Below are 15,655 nucleotides of genomic sequence, written 5' to 3'. Positions count from 1 at the left end.
CCCACCGCCCGGCCCGGCTCATCCGTCCTGCCGTCCGGCTCGTCCGTCCCACCGCCCGGCCCGTACCGCCCGGCCCGTACCGCGCGGCCCCGGAGGGGCCGGGGCGCCGGTGGCGGGGAACGACGCGGGCGAGCGGGACGGGCGCCGGGGCCCCGCCCCGGGCCCGGGGCGGGGCCCCGTCCGGGGTGCCGTGTCAGGGGCCTACGCTCGTCCCGGCGCGGCGCAGGCACTGGAGCATTGCTGCCGTCCGGCGGCCCGGGCCGGCCCCGGGCCTGGCCGTGGCCCCGGCCCCGGCTCCGCGGCCTCGCCGTAGCGGCCCCGGAGCCGCGCGGCCGTCCGGCTCTCCGCCCGGGGACACGCCCCGTCCCCATCCCCGTTCCCCTGATTCCGTCCACCCCCCAACCCGGCACGAACCCGACGCCCGAGGCCCGGGCGACCCCCACCGCGGCGGACCTCATTGGCCTCCGCCGCCGCCCATCCGGGAGGATGACGCCATGACTGCCCAGATTCTCGACGGCAAGGCCACCGCGGCCGCGATCAAGTCCGAACTCGCCGCGCGCGTGTCCGCGCTCACGGCCCGCGGCGTCACCCCCGGGCTCGGCACGCTCCTCGTCGGTGACGACGTCGGCAGCCAGAAGTACGTCGCCGGCAAGCACCGCGACTGCGCCGAGGTCGGCATCGCGTCCATCCGGCGCGAACTGCCCGCGACGGCCACGCAGGAGGACGTCGAGGCGGTCGTCCGGGAACTCAACGAGGACCCGGACTGCACCGGCTACATCGTCCAGCTCCCGCTGCCGGCGGGGATCGACACCGGACGGGTCCTGGAGCTGATCGACCCCGCCAAGGACGCCGACGGCCTCGCCCCCATGAGCCTGGGCAAGCTGGTGCTCAACCAGGACGCACCGCTGCCCTGCACCCCGAACGGCATCCTGACGCTGCTGCGGCGGTACGGCGTGGAGACCAAGGGCGCGCACCTGACCGTCGTCGGCCGGGGCATGACCGTCGGCCGCTCCATCGGCCTGCTGTTCACCCGCCGGGAGGTCAACGCCACGGTGACGCTCTGCCACACCGGCACCCGTGACCTGTCCGAGCAGCTCCGCCGCGCCGACATCGTCGTGGCCGCCGCCGGGGCCGGGCACATCGTCCGCCCCGAGGACGTCAAGCCGGGCGCGGCCGTCCTCGACGTGGGCGTCAGCCGCGACGAGCACGGCAAGATCGTCGGGGACGTGCACCCGGGCGTGGCCGAGGTGGCCGGCTGGGTCGCGCCGAACCCGGGGGGTGTCGGGCCGATGACGCGCGCGCTGCTGCTGCAGAACGTCGTGGAGGCCGCCGAGCGGCAGGCCGCCGCCCGGGGCGCCGCCGACGATGCGGGCTGAGGCCGCCGTGAACGAGCAGCGGACGGAGCGGGACGCGGCACAGCCGCACCCGGCGGAACCGGCCGGGACGTCCCGGGGCGCGACGGACCCGGAGGTGGCGGAGCCGGCCGGGCCGCGACGGGACGCAGAGGCGCGGGACACGGCGGAGCCGGGCACGGAGCCGCCGGGTACGCCGGAGACGGGCCAGGCGTCCCGGGGCGCGGCGGCTCAGGAGACGACCGTGCCGGAGCGGGCCGAAGGGATCCGGGCGGCGGCGGCGACCGGGCCGGGCGCGACGCGCGGGGACGTGGCCGACCGGGGCACGGACGCACCGGATGCGCCGGAGCCGGCGGCGGGGGACACGGCGGAGCCGGGCGCGCAGGCACCGGACGAGGCGGAGCGCGGTCCGGAAGCGGCGGGCGGTCCGGAAGCGGAGCGCGGCCTCGCGGCGGGGGAAGGCTCCCTGCCCGGGGATCGCACCGAGCCCGGGGCGGACGCGCCGTCCGGGGAAGGGACGCCGTCCGGGGGCGCGCGGTCCGGGGAAGGGACGCCGACCGGGGAAGGGGCGCGGCCTGGGGACGGCGCGCCGTCCGGGGACGGCCCGGGGCCCGCTCGCGCGTCCGGGGCGTCGCCCCTGGCGACCGGGGGCGCGGGCCGCGTCGGCCGGCGCTTTCCCCGGCTGACCCGGAGCACGGCGCGGCCCGAGGGCGGCGGCCGGGCCGCCGCGGGGGACGCGCCGGCGCCCGTCCGGCAGTGGCCGCTGCTGACGGTCCTCGGCGGGGCCGCGCTCGGGCTGGTGCTGGTCGCCCTCGGGACGCTGCGCGTCGGCACCCTGCTCATCGGGGTGGCGCTGCTCGTCGGGGCCCTGCTCCGCTGGGCGCTGCCGTCGGTGGGGATGCTGGCCGTGCGGTCCCGCTTCACCGACATCGCCACCTACGCGATGCTGGGCACCCTCATCACCTTCCTGGCGCTGATGACGCTGCCGGACCCCTGGCTGGAGATCCCCCTCCTGGAGGACGTGGTCCACTTCGTCGTGCGCTGACCCGGGGGACGGGCGCCACGGACCGGCGGAGCACACCCGGCGGAGCACGGTCCGCAGGCCACCGGCGACCGACGGCCGCTGACAGGCCACCGACCGCCGATCCCCGGCCACCGGCGCCGGCCACCGAACGCCGCCGCCGTGCCACGCCCCGCGTCGCCGTGCGCGGCGGCCCGTCCTCTCCCCCGACGGAGGACGGGCCGCCGCTTCGGCGGGAGGCCCCGCGCGGACGGGCCGGCCGTAGCGGCTCCGGCTCCGCCGCGGCGGGACCTCCTGGCTCACGGTCCCGGGCCCGGGACCGCGCCCCCCGCGCGCGGTCACCGGGACCATTCCCACCCCGTGCCGGTCCCGGGCGGTCCCGTGCCGTGGGCGTCGCGGCTCCGTCCCCCCGTGCCCACGGCCCCACCCCGTGCCGTGCCCGGCGGGCCCGTGGCGCTTCCCACGGCCCCCGCGGCACCTCCCCTGGCACCCCGGGATCCGGCCCGGCACCACGCCCCCGCCCCGGCCGGTGAGGGCGCGGCCGCCGCCGCGGAGCAGACGGCCGCGCCCGGTGCGGCGGGACGAGGCGGCGCGGGGTGGGCCGCGCCGCCGTGGTGCCGAAGCGATATTGCGGGCCATTTCCCCACCCCCGCCACCCCCGGCGCCCGATCCGGGCAGTCCTGGGACGCCACCGTCTCCCACCAGCGGGGACGCTACGTGGGACGGTGCCGGCCGGGGACGCCGGACCGCCCGTGACCCTGACCGGAACCCATCGGTCGCCCGCAAGGGCGCGGAAACCGTTGCCCGCGCCGTCCTGTTCCGCCCCGCGACGGGGGATAACCTCCCTCGTGGATTCCGGACGCGGATGGGGTGGAGCATGTCGCGTTGGAAGGAACTGCCGGAGACGCTGGACGAGCGCGCGCTGCGGCTCACGGTGGAGCTGAGACGGCTCAAGGACCGCACGGGGCTGAGCCTGGTCTCGCTCGGCCGGAAGACCGGTTACAGCAGATCCTCCTGGGAGCGCTATCTCAACGGGCGGGCGCTGCCGCCCCGGCGGGCGGTCGAACAGCTCGCCCGGCTCGGCGGCGCCGACCCGACCCGTCTGCTGGTGCTCCACGAACTCGCCGAGACCGCCGTCCGGAGGGCCCGCTCCACGCCCGTCCCGGACACCGCGCCCGCCACGGCGGGGGGCTCCACGACCGAGCCGGGCGCCGGGGGCGACCCGGCGGCGGGCACGGTGCCCGGCGGCGCGGACGGGGGCCCGGCCGGTCCGCCACGGGCGCGCGGGTCCCGCCGCGCGCTGCGGACACCGCTCCTCGCCGGTCTCGCCGTGGCCGCCACGGCCGTCGCCGCGGTGCTGATCGTCTCCGCCCCCTGGGAGGACGACGAGCCGGTCGTGCCCCGCTCGGCCAAGGACGGCGCGACGGTGCCCACCGCCCGGGGACACGAGGGCGCCTACACCCTCGAACCGGGGCGCACCTACCGCTGCGCGGTGGAGCGGGGCGACGACGGACTGCTCTCCGCCGGGCACAGCACCACCCGCGACGCCGTGCTGCAGTACTCCAGTACCGGCTGGGACGTCGTCGAGGCCCAGTGCCTGCTGCGGCACCACGGCTTCTCCCCGGGCGGCGTCGACGGCATCTACGGCGATCTGACGGCCCGTGCCGTCAAGCGCATCCAGGACCGGCACGGCCTGGTGGTGGACGGCAAGGTCGGCCCGCACACCTGGAAGGTGCTGCGCGGATGAGCGGAACCGAGCGGACCGGCGGCCCGGCGCGCCCCGGACCGGCCGCGGGGCCGCCCCGCCCGGAGCGCGGGCCGGGGACCCCGCACCCCGGTCTCGCGCCCGAGTGCGCCCGGCTCGCCGAGGAGTTACGGGAACTGCGGCGCGCCACCGGGCTCAGCCTTGCCGCGCTCGCGGCGCGCACCCCGTACAGCAAGTCCTCCTGGGAGCGGTATCTCAACGGGAAGAAGCAGGTGCCGCGCCAGGCCGTCGAGGCGCTCTGCGGGCTCGCCGGGGAGCGCCCGGAGCGGCTGCTCGTCCTCTGGGATCTCGCCGACGCCGCGTGGAGCGGGCGCGCGGCCCACCGGACGGCCGGGGAGGCGGGCGGCCACGCGCCGTCGGACCGTCCGCGTCCCGGCCCGGCCGGTGCGCCGCCCGCCGCCGGAACGCCCCGGAAGCCCCAGCCCCCCCGGAAGCCCCAGCCACCCCGGACGCACCGGACCCCTCAGGCTCCGGGGAGGGCCGGGAGGACCGCGGAACCGGGCGCCCCGGACCCCGCCACCACCCCGGGCCGGCCCTCGACCGCCGCGGTGGCGGAATCCGGGGCGCCGGGACGCGAACGGGCCGGCGGGGACGGAGAAACCGCAGAACAGGCAGCACAGGGAACACACGGAGCACAGGGAGCACACGGAGAACCCGGCCGGTCGGCTCCACGCGCTCCGGGCGCCCCGTGGAGCCGGCGGCGGGCGGCGGTGCTCTCGGGGCTCGGAGCGGCCGTCGTCCTCGCGGGGGCGGTGGCGGTCTCCGCGATGTGGCCGGGCGGCGGTACCGGGGACCGGCGCGCCGCCGCCGAGGTCTCCGCGACGACCGGGGCCACGAGCCTGCCCCCGGTGGGCTGCAAGGGGGCGGCGTGCGACGGCAAGGACCCGGAGAACATGGGCTGCGGCGTCGAGGTACGGACGCTCGGCGGGCACCGCACGGCCACCGGCGCCGGTCTGGAGATCCGCTACAGCGACCGCTGCGGAGCGGTCTGGGCGCGGCTGTGGCAGTCCCGCACGGGCGACCGGGTGCGCATCTCCACCGGTGAACGCTTCCAGCAGGCCACTGTGGCCGACGAGTACGACGCCGAGGGTTACCTCTACACGCCGATGCTCGGTGCCGGGGACACGGCCCGCCTGCTCGCCTGCGTCCTGCCCGCCTCCGGACGCGGCAACGAGTGCTTCGAGGCCGTCCCGGACGCCGGTGCCCCGCCGGCCGGCGACGAGGCGTAGCCGCGGTCGCCCGCCGCCGGGGTGCTCGCGGGGAGGCGGAGGACCGAGGCGCCGTCCGGCAGGGGCCGAAGCGGGGAGAGGCCGGGGAGGCGGAAGAAGCGGAGGCGGAAGAAGCCGAACGCTCCCGTCCCCTCGCTCCGCGGGGTCTCCGCGAGCCGGGCCGGCGCCTGAGCGCTCCCGGCCGGGGCGCGGGTGGGAGCAGGCGGGCGTAGGCGGGAGCGGCCGGGGCGTGGGCGCGCGACGGGGCCCGCCCTCTCCCCCGGGGGAGGACGGACCCCGTCCGGCTCCGAGCCTCTTCGCCCGGGTGTTCGACATCAAGGGTGGAGAGTGCCCTGTGGCGCGATGGTGACCGTTCCGGGACGGCATGATCACGCTGGGCGAGCCGGAGGGCTTCTCCCGCTGCTCCGGGGCCCCGTCCGCGGTACCCGGGTGGTGAAGAGGGCGCACCCGTGTCGCCGTCGCGGGGGGACTGCTGACATGCTGGTGTGCGAACATCCCCGACGGCGCGTCGTGTTGATGCCGACCGCGTTGATCTCGTGACCGAGTGATCCCGACCGCTCTCACCGTTCCGTGCCGCCGGGGGCCCGAGCACACGTGGGGGGAACAGGGGGAGGCAATGCCTCGTTGGAAGGTGCTCCCGGAGGAACTGGACCCGCCGATACGCGAGTTGGCAGGGCAGCTTCGCCGGATCGTGGAGCTCAGCGGTCTCGGCGTCGCTGCCGTCGCCGACCGGACCGGCTACAGCAAGACCTCATGGGACCGTTATCTGAACGGCCGTCTGCTGCCGCCGCTGGAGGCGGTGGTGGAACTGGCCGAGGTCACCGGGTACGCCAGGGCCCCGCTCACCGAGTTGTGGGAGCGGGCGGAGGAGGCGTGGTCCCGCGGCGGCCCCGGTGAGGGCTTCGGCGCGGACGGAAAGGAACCACAGCCGTGCCCGACGGCGGACATCGGGAACACCACCGCACCGGACGGCGCGCGGCAGGCCGGGCCGTCCGGGCCGTCCGGGTCGTCTGCGCCCAGGCCCGCGCCGGGGACGCCTCCCGTGGTCACCCGGTCCGTCCCGGCCGCCCCCGGGCCGGGCCCCGCCGCGCACTCCGGTCCGGCCGTGGCCTCCGGCGCCCCCGCGTACTCCGGTGACACGCTCGCCCTCGGGACCCGAGGCGGGCGGGAGCCGGCGTCCGGCGCGGCGTCCGCCACCGCGTCCGGATCCCGGCCCGCGTCCCCGCCGGCGTCCGGTGGATCTCCCGGCGACGGGACGCCCGGGGGAGGGAGGCACGGCCACGCGGCTCCGGCCTTCCCGCCCGGGAGCAGGGGGCGCCGCGCCCTGCTGACCGGCGGTGCGCTGGCCGCCTGCCTGGTCCTGGCCACCGGGGCCTTCGTCATGCTGGGCGCCGGCGGCGACGGGTCCGCGGGCGGCAAGGCGGCCGTGACCACCTCCCCGCCGGCGTCCCCGAGGCCAGAACTGCCCGAGGGCGTCAAGTGCCTGGGCGACAGCTGCACCGGCGAGGACCCGGAGGAGCAGGGCTGCGGCGGTGAGAACGCCCGCACCGTCACCGAGGCCCGGGTCGGCACCGCGTTCGTGGAGATGCGGCACAGCGGCATCTGCCAGGTCGTCTGGGCCCGGATCACCGAGGCCGCGCCCGGCGACACGGTCCGCGTCAGCGCCGGTGAGCGGAGCGAGAGTTCCGAGGTCGCGGCCCAGGAGGACACACAGCCGGCGGCCACCGAGGCGTTCACGCGCATGGTGGGCGTCGAGAAGCTCGCCGACGCCCAGGTCTGCGCCACGACAGCCGCGGGACAGAAGGGGTGCGCCCGGCCCGATCCGTCCGCCACGGGCTCCCCGGAGGCCGGCGAGACCGCGCCGCCGGGCGACGGGACAGCCGGTGACGGGGCCGTGGGCGACGGGGCGGTGGGCGACGGCGCGGGGGGCGGCGCCTGACCGGCGCGCCCCGCACGCGCCCCGGATTCCCGCGGGGCACGTCCGCACGGGCCCCGGATTCCCGCGCGCATACGCCCGGGAATCCGGGGCAGCCGCAGCAATAGGCCCCCCCATGGGTCGGCACACCCCCCTGGCGGCCGTTCGCGTCCCCTCCTCGGCGAACGGCCGCCCCCCTCCTTCCCCTTCGGGGCCGCCCCACGGGCAACCCCTTCTGCTCCCAGGGCCGTGTCCCGGCCGGATCGCCAGGCCCGAGCCGCCGGAACCGCCGGAGCGACCACCTGCGCCGTCCCGGTTCCGGCGCCCGCGCCGCGCTTTTCCTCCCCGCCGCCCGGGGCCCGCCGCGGGCCCGCGGCGCCCGGCCGCCATCCTCGTCGGCACCGCCCCGTCCGCCGCTCCCCGCCTGCTCCCGCGTCCGTCCCCGGGCCCCGCCGTGAGACGGGACACAGTGGGGCGGCAGACCCCCCGGACCCCCTGGTCGGATAGCCTGGCGCGGGTCTTCCACCGCGCTCCTCCGGGGGTGCTTCCGGGCCCGGCCCGGCGGGAGATACCAGAGCACATGGGGCAGGGACACCCACCGACGACCCGCACCAGGAGATCGCACATGACTCGCACTCCCGTCAATGTCACCGTCACCGGCGCGGCCGGGCAGATCGGCTACGCGCTGCTCTTCCGCATCGCCTCCGGTCACCTCCTCGGCGCGGACGTGCCGGTGAAGCTGCGCCTCCTGGAGATCCCGCAGGGCCTCAAGGCCGCCGAGGGCACGGCGATGGAACTGGACGACTGCGCCTTCCCGCTGCTCCGTGGCATCGACATCAGTGACGACCCCGCCACCGCGTTCGACGGCACCAACGTGGCCCTGCTGGTCGGCGCCCGCCCCCGCACCAAGGGCATGGAACGCGGTGACCTGCTGGAGGCCAACGGCGGCATCTTCAAGCCGCAGGGCAAGGCGATCAACGACCACGCCGCGGACGACGTCAAGGTGCTCGTCGTCGGCAACCCGGCCAACACCAACGCCCTCATCGCCCAGGCCGCCGCGCCGGACGTCCCCGCCGAGCGCTTCACCGCGATGACCCGTCTCGACCACAACCGCGCCGTCTCCCAGCTCGCCGCCAGGACGGGCGCGGCGGTCTCCGACATCAAGAAGCTGACGATCTGGGGCAACCACTCCGCCACCCAGTACCCGGACGTCTTCCACGCGGAGATCGCCGGGAAGAACGCGGCCGAGGTCGTGAACGACGAGGCGTGGCTGGCCGACACCTTCATCCCCACCGTCGCCAAGCGGGGGGCCGCCATCATCGAGGCGCGCGGCGCCTCCTCGGCCGCCTCCGCCGCCAACGCGGCCATCGACCACGTCCACACCTGGGTGACCGGCACCGCCGAGGGCGACTGGACCTCCATGGCCATCCCGTCGGACGGCTCCTACGGCGTCCCGGAGGGCCTGATCTCCTCCTTCCCGGTCACCTGCGCCGGCGGCCGCTACGAGATCGTGCAGGGCCTGGAGATCAACGAGTTCTCCCGCCCCCGCATCGACGCCTCCGTGCAGGAACTGGCCGACGAGCGCGAGGCGGTCCGCGGGCTCGGACTGCTCTGACCCGCAGCCGCCGGCCGGCCGCCGCGCCGCGCGGCGCCCCCGGGCCGGCGCATGGCGCCACCGGGGGAGCACGCGACGGCCCCGCGGCTCCGGCCCGCATGGCGCCCCGCGGGCCCCGCGTCCCCCGCCGCGACCGCGCGGCGCGACCGCGCACCGCGTGAACGGCCCGCCGCCGTCCCGGATCCCGGGGTGGCGGCGGGCCGTCGCCGTTCGCCGCGCCGGCGGCGGAACGGCGTCCGCCGCCGCTCGCGGGGTCCCCCTTCGGCCCCTTCGGCCCGTTCCGCCCCACCAGGGCGCCCCCGGCGCACGCCCCCCGCGCACCCGTCCCCGGGCGGCCTCCGGTCCTTCCGAAGTCCCGGTGAAAGAGAGGGCGGAAGGCTCGCGTCCGCCGCTAGCCTGGGACCGGCAGTACTTCTCCGACTCCTCTGCGTATCCGGTGCGCGCCCCGTTGCCCGCGTCCAGCGCGCGTCTCCCGCGCGTGTGTCCGCGGCGTGTATCCGGTCCGTGTCCGGGGAGTTCGGCCGATTCGGGGGAATCATGGGTCCGTACTCGCACTCCGAGGCGACCCGGCTGCTCTGCGCCGGGACGTATCTCGACATCGACTTCCGCCGCCAGACCATCGAGGAACTCGTCGAGCACGAGGAGCGGTCGGTGGCCCCGTCGCTCGGCGTCGACGTGGTCCCGGTCCTGGCGCACGCCCTGCGGGCCCGCGCCCGGGAGGTGCGGACGGCCGGCTGGGCGCTGCTCATCTGGATCGCCTTCCTCGCCTTCGACCTCAGCGGCATCGGAAAGGGCGACGGCACCGACGGCGGCGGCGCGGCCCCCGCCCCGGGCGGCCCGTTCGGGTCCGGCGGCTTCTCCGACTACGGCCCGGGCACGGCCTACCCGGTCACCGACGCCACCGAGGCGCTGGCCCAGTCGGTCCCCTGGTGGCTCTGGTGGGCGGCCGTGTGTCTGCTGCTGTGGGCCGGGCGGGCCGCCGCCGGACTGGGCTCCGCGGTCTACTCCGTCAACGAGGCGGCGCTGCGGCGGGCCACCGGCGGCCGGCGCCGGGCCTCGCAGGTGATGGTGTGGTTCGGCCGGCTGCTGGCCCTCACCTACTGGATCACCGCGCTGGCCGTGCTCTTCTCCGGCGGCGGCAACTGGGCCGCGGTCGTCTTCCCGCTGCTGCTCGTGGTGCCCGTCGGGCTCCACCGCGCGCAGGTGGCGGCCGTCCTCCGTGACGAGCTCTCCCGGGAGAGCTTCGCCACCCGCCCCCGGGCCGAGCTGCCGGCGGGGGAGCGGTACCGGCGGATCTCCGCGGCCCTCGACCGCGAACAGCACGCCGAACTCACCATCTACAACGTCTACCGTCCGTTCATCGGCGCCGGACACCCCTTCGGCGTCTGGTCGTTCGCGCTGGAACTGAAGCGCCGGGAGGACGCGGAGCCGGGCGCGGGCGCGGAGCCGAAAGCGGGTGCGGAGCCGCACCCGGCCACCGTGCCGGTGGACGCCGGGGCCGAGCGGCGCGGCGGGGCCGCCGGACGGACGGGCTCCGCCGTGCCCCCCGCCCGGGCCGAACCGGCCGAACCGGCCGAACCGGCCGAACCGGCCGAACCGGCCGAACCGGCCGGGGCGCCGGCGGCTCCCGGGGCGCCGCCCCCCTCGCCGTCCGGCCCCGCCGCCGGTGGCGGGCGCCGGCTCACCAGCCGGCAGATCATCGACCTGGTCCGGCCGCGGCTGGAGGCGCTCCGGGCCGCGGCCGCGGAGACCAGCCGGGACCGCCTCAAGGATCTGGAGTACCACGAGCTGGTCTACCTGCCGGCGGGCCCGCCCCGCGCCCAGGTCCCGCGGGACGAGGCCGCGGTGGAGCGGCACCGGGCGGACGCCGTCGACGAGGGCGGCGAGGGGCGGCGGCACTTCCTGCTGGTCCGGGTGGGCGCCTGGAACGAGCAGGTCGTCGTCTCGGTGCTGGTCCGGGTCCACACCCAGGGCGGGATGCTGGTGCTGGAGGTCGTGCCGCACATCCTGACCCCGGTGAAGCCGGCGTTCCGCGCGGTGGACGCGCTCGCCGAGCAGAAGCAGGGCCCCTGGCGCGAGGTGGTCCGGGCCGTGCTCGCGTCCCCCTCCGCGGGCTGCGCCTCCGCCGCGTCCGCCGTCACCACGGCCGTCGGTTTCTTCCGCACCTGGCTCCACGACCCGGCGAGCGCGCCCCCGGACGGGCCGGAGCGCTCCGTCCGGGAACTGGGCTCCACCCAGGAGATCTCCCTCTTCCAGGAGATGGACATCAGCCGCTATGTGAAGACGGTCGAGGACCGCATCGCGAGCGGGGTCCGGGACGCGCTGCGCGCCGAGGGCTACCGGACGGACGAGTTCGAGCAGCACATCACGCAGGTCGCCGAGGGCGGCGTCTACATCGGGCGGATGAGCGGCGGCGCCGTCGCCACCGGTCCCGGGGCCCGCGCCCAGCAGAAGATCACGCAGGTGGACGGCAGGAAGGGCGGGGACTCATGACGGACCGGCGCGAGGAGACCCGCCCCGGCGGAGAACCGGCGGACGAGGGCCGCGGGGGAGAGGGCCATGCGCCCGGGAACCGCGGAGAACCGCGTCCCGGGGAAGCGGGCCGTGCGGAAGGGGAGCAAGGGCGCGGCGCGGCCCCGGCGCCCGCGTCCGGCGGGGGACCGGCCGGCCCTCCGCCCGCCGGTGGCGGGATCACCATCGGCACGATGACCGGCGGCGCCGCGGCCAGCGGATACGGCGCGAGCGCCGAGGACCGCAGCCAGTGGCTGGGGCCCACCCCCGTGGACCGGAGCCGGTGGCCGGGAGCCACCGCGGAGGACGAGGCCGGCGGCCGGTGGCCCGGCCCCAGCGCGGACCGTCGGCCGCCGGCGGCACCGCCCGCCGTCCCCCCGCCGGGGCCGGGCGGGATGAGTATCGGCGTGCTGGCCGGCGGAGCGGCCGCGGCCGGGACCCACGCCCGCGCGGTGGACGCCTCGGCCCACCTGGTCGCGGTCTCGCCCGAACTGCTGGACGCGATACGGGTGCTGCGGGGCCGGCTCCCGCTGCTGGCGCGGACCGGGGACGACGGGCTGGAGACCCTCGACGCCGAACTGGCCCTCCTCGAGGAGGAGGCCGCGGACGGCGGGCGGGTGGAGAGGGGCCGGCTGGCCCGGCTGCGCGCGCTGCTCACCGGTGGCGCCACCGCCGCGGGCGGCCTGGCCGCGGGGCTGGCCGTGGTCGAGTCCATCGGCCGGCTGATCGGCTGAGGGGGCGGTGCGTCATGCGCTGGGACGCGGATCAGCAGCGATGGGTCGGCGACGGCCCGCCTTCCCCACCACCCCCACCCGCCACACCGTCCACCCCACTCACAGCACCCCTGTCACCCGCAGCACCCGCAGCACCCATACCGGCCCCGCCGCCCTCCGGCACGCGGCCACCCGCCCCGGCCCCGGCACCGGGGGAGCCCCCGCCTCCACCGGAGCCGCCGCTCGTCGGCACCGTGCCGCCGGGCGGCCCGCGGACCACCCCGGGCGGCGGGCGCGGCGGGCGGTCGCGGGCGCTGCCGGCCGCGGTGGTGACCGTCGTCCTGCTGGCCGGCGCCACCGTGGGCGGGGTCCTGCTGTTCGGGGACGACGAGGGTTCCGCCCGGCCGCACGTCGGCTCCTCCGCCTCGGTGAGCGGCTCGCCCGGCCCGGCCGGATCCGGCGGCCCGGCGCCCGGCGCGTCCCCCGGTCCCACCGGCACGGCCTCCCCCTCGGAGACCGCCGGCGGCGGGCCGCCCACCGGGTTCCGGCGGGAGGAGGACCAGGCGGGGTTCACGGTGGACGTCCCCATGGGCTGGGAGCGCAGCACCGAGCGGGACAGCGTCTTCTACACGGCTCCCGGCGGTGCCGCCCTCATCCAGATCTACGAGATCACCGAACCCGGGCTGACCCCCTACGAGGCGATGCGCGAAACCGACTCCTACGTCTCGCAGCGCGAGTCGGGCTATCAGCGGATCCGGCTGGAACCGGTGAACTGGCGCGGTTCCCCCGCCGCCGAACTGGAGTACGCCTTCCCCCGGGACGACGGCACGGTCCGCCACACCCTCGTCCACGGCTACGAGGCACAGGACGGCCGGCGCTACGCGCTGCTGCTGGCCGCCCCCGGCCCGGACTGGGAGGCCCACCAGCAGGTGCTCGGCACCCTGCTGATGTCCTTCTGCCCGGCGGGCTTCTCCTGCGCGCCGGACGGCCGCGTGCCGGGCGGTCAGTCACCCGGCTGAGCGGCGCGGGGCGCGGGGTGGCCGCCGGTGGCCGTCCCCCTCCGGGGCGGCGGGGGACGGCGATCCGTCCGGCAGGTCCCCACGCGCCGGACGGTCAGGCGCCGGACGGTCAGGCGCCCGGTGACCGCGGGCCGGACGGTCAGGTGCCGGGCGGCTGATAGTGGCCCGGCACCGAGCGGGTGGTCACGGCGATCCGGTTCCAGGAGTTGATGGTGACGATGACGGAGATGAGCCGGGCCAGTTCCGCCTCGTCGAAGTGGGCTGCGGCCCGCCGGTAGACCTCGTCGGGGACGAAACCGTCGGTGAGGACGGTGACGGCCTCCGTCAGCGCGAGGGCCGCCCGCTCCTTCTCGGTGTAGTAGCCGGTGGCCTCCTCCCAGGCGCTCAGCAGATGGATGCGGTCCTCGCGCTCCCCGGCGGCGCGGGCGTCCTTGGTGTGCATGTCCAGGCAGTAGGCGCAGTGGTTGAGCTGGGAGGCGCGGATCTTGACCAGTTCGGCCAGCACCGGGTCGAGGCCCTCCTTGGCCGCCCGGTCCAGGGCGACCATGGCCCGGTAGACCCCGGGCGCCCGCTCGAACAGGTTCATCCGCGGGCCGTGCCGCCCGTCCGCGGGCTCCGGCGCCGACGCTCCGGCCGCCGCCCCCCGGCCCGCCCCCGCGCCGTCGTTCTCTCCCGGGCCGGCCGGCCCGCCCAGCACCTCGGTCGTGTCTGTCGTCATGGCACCGACCGTAGAGGGCGGGTGGCCCGGCAGCACGGGCCATTCCGGCTCCCTTTCCCTGGGCCAATCGCCTGCCCTGACTTGCCCTGCCCTGCCCTGCGATGACCTGACCTGACCTGACCTGTCCTGCCCGGCGCGGCCCGAACCGGCCGTGCGGAGCAGGTACCGAGCGGGCCGGACGGGATTGGTCGTCCGCCCGGGGCCGGGGGTGCGGGCGGCTCGGCCGCCCCCGTGGGCGCCTCCTCCCGCCGGCCGGAGCGGCCCGGCCCCGGCCCCGTCCCGCCCGGCCCCGTCCCGGTAGGCTCCGTCGCATGGCGGAACCCCGTCCCGGCAGCGGCGCCGATCTCCATCTGGACCTTCCGCCCCGGGGCACCCCCGGCATCCGGGACGCGCTCACGCGGGCGCTCCGGGACGCCGTACGGGGAGGCCGGCTGGCTCCCGGCACCCGGCTGCCCTCCTCCCGTACGCTCGCCGCGGATCTCGCGCTGGCCCGGAACACCGTGGCCGACGCCTACGGGGAACTCGTCGCCGAGGGGTGGCTGACCGCCCGCCAGGGCTCGGGCACCCGGGTCGCCCGCCGGGCCGAGCCGGTGGCGCCGTCTCCCGCCGTCCGCCCGGCGCACGCCCCGGGAACGCGGGACCGGTCGTCCCGGCGGCCGCGCCACGATCTGCTGCCCGGCTCGCCGGACGTCTCCGCCTTCCCGCGCACCGCCTGGCTCGCCGCCGCGCGCCGCGCGTTCGCCACGGCGCCGGCCGGCGCCTTCGGCTACGGCGACCCGGCCGGCCGCCCGGAGCTGCGGCGGGCCCTCGCCGGCTACCTGGCCCGGGCGCGCGGGGTGCGGACCGCCCCGGAGCGCATCGTGATCTGCGCCGGTTTCGTCCAGGGCCTGATGCTGCTGAGCCGGGCGCTGCGAGCGGCCGGCGCGGAGGCCGTGGCCGTCGACTCCTACGGTCTCGACCATCACTGGGAGCTGATCCGCGGCGCGGGCCTGCGCACCGTTCCGCTGCCCAAGGACGAGCACGGCACCCGGGTCGCGGAGCTGGAGCACCGGCCCGAGGCCCGCGCGGTGCTGCTCACCCCCGCGCACCACTTCCCCACGGGGATGCCGCTCTCCCCGGAGCGGCGCTCCGCCGTCGTCGACTGGGCGCGCCGCACCGGTGGCCTCGTGCTGGAGGACGACTACGACGGGGAGTTCCGCTACGACCGCCGGCCGGTGGGCGCCCTGCAAGGGCTCGACCCGGAGCGGGTCGTCCATCTCGGGACCGCCTCCAAGAGCCTCTCCCCGGGGCTGCGGCTGGGCTGGATGGTGCTGCCGGAGCGGCTCGTCGGGGCCGTCCTGGCGCTGAAGAACCCCGCCGAGCACATGACCGCCGCCCCCGACCAGCTCATCCTGGCCGAGTTCCTCCGCGGCGGGGGCTACGACCGTCATGTGCGGGCGATGCGGCTGCGCTACCGGCGGCGCCGGGACCGGCTCGTGGCCGCCGTCGCCGGGCGCGCCCCGCACATCCGCGTCTCCGGGATCGCGGCCGGACTGCACGCGGTACTCGAACTGCCGCCCGGCACGGAACCGGAGACGCTGCGGGCGGCGGCCCGCGAAGGGGTGGCGCTCGAAGGGCTGGGCCGCTTCCACCACGACCCGGGCACCGGCGGGCCCGACGGGCTCGTCGTCGGCTACGGCACCCCGCCGGAGCATGCCTTCCCCGCCGCCCTGGAGGCGCTGTGCCGGATCCTGCCGCCACCGCCCACCGGCGGGACGCGCTGATCCCGCGCCGCTCCCGGCTGCCGCGCCGGTCCGG

11 protein-coding genes are annotated in these 15,655 nt (G+C 77.8%); 10 read left to right on the top strand and 1 reads right to left on the bottom strand.

Annotated features, from left to right (window positions below):
• Positions 1-494 precede the first annotated feature (494 nt).
• The 9 genes from HCK00_RS09025 to HCK00_RS08985 all read left to right on the top strand — a co-directional run bounded on the left by HCK00_RS09025 (position 495) and on the right by HCK00_RS08985 (position 13,140).
• Complete coding sequence (locus tag HCK00_RS09025; RefSeq protein WP_168101271.1) at positions 495-1,376, top strand: bifunctional methylenetetrahydrofolate dehydrogenase/methenyltetrahydrofolate cyclohydrolase; 882 nt, start codon at positions 495-497, stop codon at positions 1,374-1,376.
• Positions 1,377-1,383: 7 nt separating this feature from the next.
• Positions 1,384-2,397 (top strand): DUF3017 domain-containing protein, encoded by a 1,014-nt coding sequence (locus HCK00_RS09020; RefSeq protein ID WP_311765220.1) that lies wholly within the window; start codon positions 1,384-1,386, stop codon positions 2,395-2,397.
• A gap of 853 nt (positions 2,398-3,250) precedes the next feature.
• On the top strand, positions 3,251-4,120 hold the full coding sequence (locus HCK00_RS09015) for a peptidoglycan-binding protein (protein ID WP_168101269.1): 870 nt from the start codon (positions 3,251-3,253) through the stop codon (positions 4,118-4,120).
• Complete coding sequence (locus HCK00_RS09010) at positions 4,117-5,367, top strand: helix-turn-helix domain-containing protein (RefSeq protein WP_168101268.1); 1,251 nt, start codon at positions 4,117-4,119, stop codon at positions 5,365-5,367. Before HCK00_RS09015 ends, HCK00_RS09010 begins: the two co-directional genes overlap by 4 nt.
• Before the next feature lie 616 nt (positions 5,368-5,983).
• Positions 5,984-7,306, top strand: coding sequence for a helix-turn-helix domain-containing protein (locus tag HCK00_RS09005; protein ID WP_168101267.1), 1,323 nt, complete (start codon positions 5,984-5,986; stop codon positions 7,304-7,306).
• A 601-nt stretch (positions 7,307-7,907) separates the two neighbouring features.
• A complete protein-coding gene (locus HCK00_RS09000; protein ID WP_168101266.1) occupies positions 7,908-8,897 on the top strand; it encodes a malate dehydrogenase in 990 nt (329 codons plus the stop codon).
• Between the two features lie 537 nt (positions 8,898-9,434).
• Positions 9,435-11,390 (top strand): AbeC-like domain-containing protein, encoded by a 1,956-nt coding sequence (locus HCK00_RS08995; RefSeq protein WP_168101069.1) that lies wholly within the window; start codon positions 9,435-9,437, stop codon positions 11,388-11,390.
• A gap of 212 nt (positions 11,391-11,602) precedes the next feature.
• Positions 11,603-12,142, top strand: coding sequence for a hypothetical protein (locus HCK00_RS08990; RefSeq protein WP_168101265.1), 540 nt, complete (start codon positions 11,603-11,605; stop codon positions 12,140-12,142).
• A gap of 305 nt (positions 12,143-12,447) precedes the next feature.
• Entirely contained in the window at positions 12,448-13,140 is a 693-nt protein-coding gene (locus HCK00_RS08985; RefSeq protein ID WP_168101264.1) for a serine/threonine kinase C-terminal domain-containing protein, read from the top strand.
• A gap of 139 nt (positions 13,141-13,279) precedes the next feature.
• Here the strand turns inward: HCK00_RS08985 and HCK00_RS08980 are convergent, their stop codons facing one another.
• Positions 13,280-13,858: a carboxymuconolactone decarboxylase family protein gene (locus tag HCK00_RS08980; RefSeq protein WP_168101263.1), complete on the bottom strand. Its 579-nt coding sequence runs from the start codon at positions 13,856-13,858 to the stop codon at positions 13,280-13,282.
• Positions 13,859-14,169: 311 nt separating this feature from the next.
• On the opposite strand from HCK00_RS08980, the gene pdxR reads away from it, so the two are divergent.
• Positions 14,170-15,621 (top strand): MocR-like pyridoxine biosynthesis transcription factor PdxR, encoded by a 1,452-nt coding sequence (pdxR, locus tag HCK00_RS08975; RefSeq protein WP_168101262.1) that lies wholly within the window; start codon positions 14,170-14,172, stop codon positions 15,619-15,621.
• Positions 15,622-15,655 lie beyond the last annotated feature (34 nt).

The sequence above is a fragment of the Streptomyces zingiberis genome, assembly GCF_012034935.1.
GTDB lineage: Bacteria > Actinomycetota > Actinomycetes > Streptomycetales > Streptomycetaceae > Streptomyces > Streptomyces zingiberis.
The sequence above is the reverse complement of the archived record's forward strand: the minus strand, read 5'-3'. Positions and strand labels throughout refer to the sequence as shown.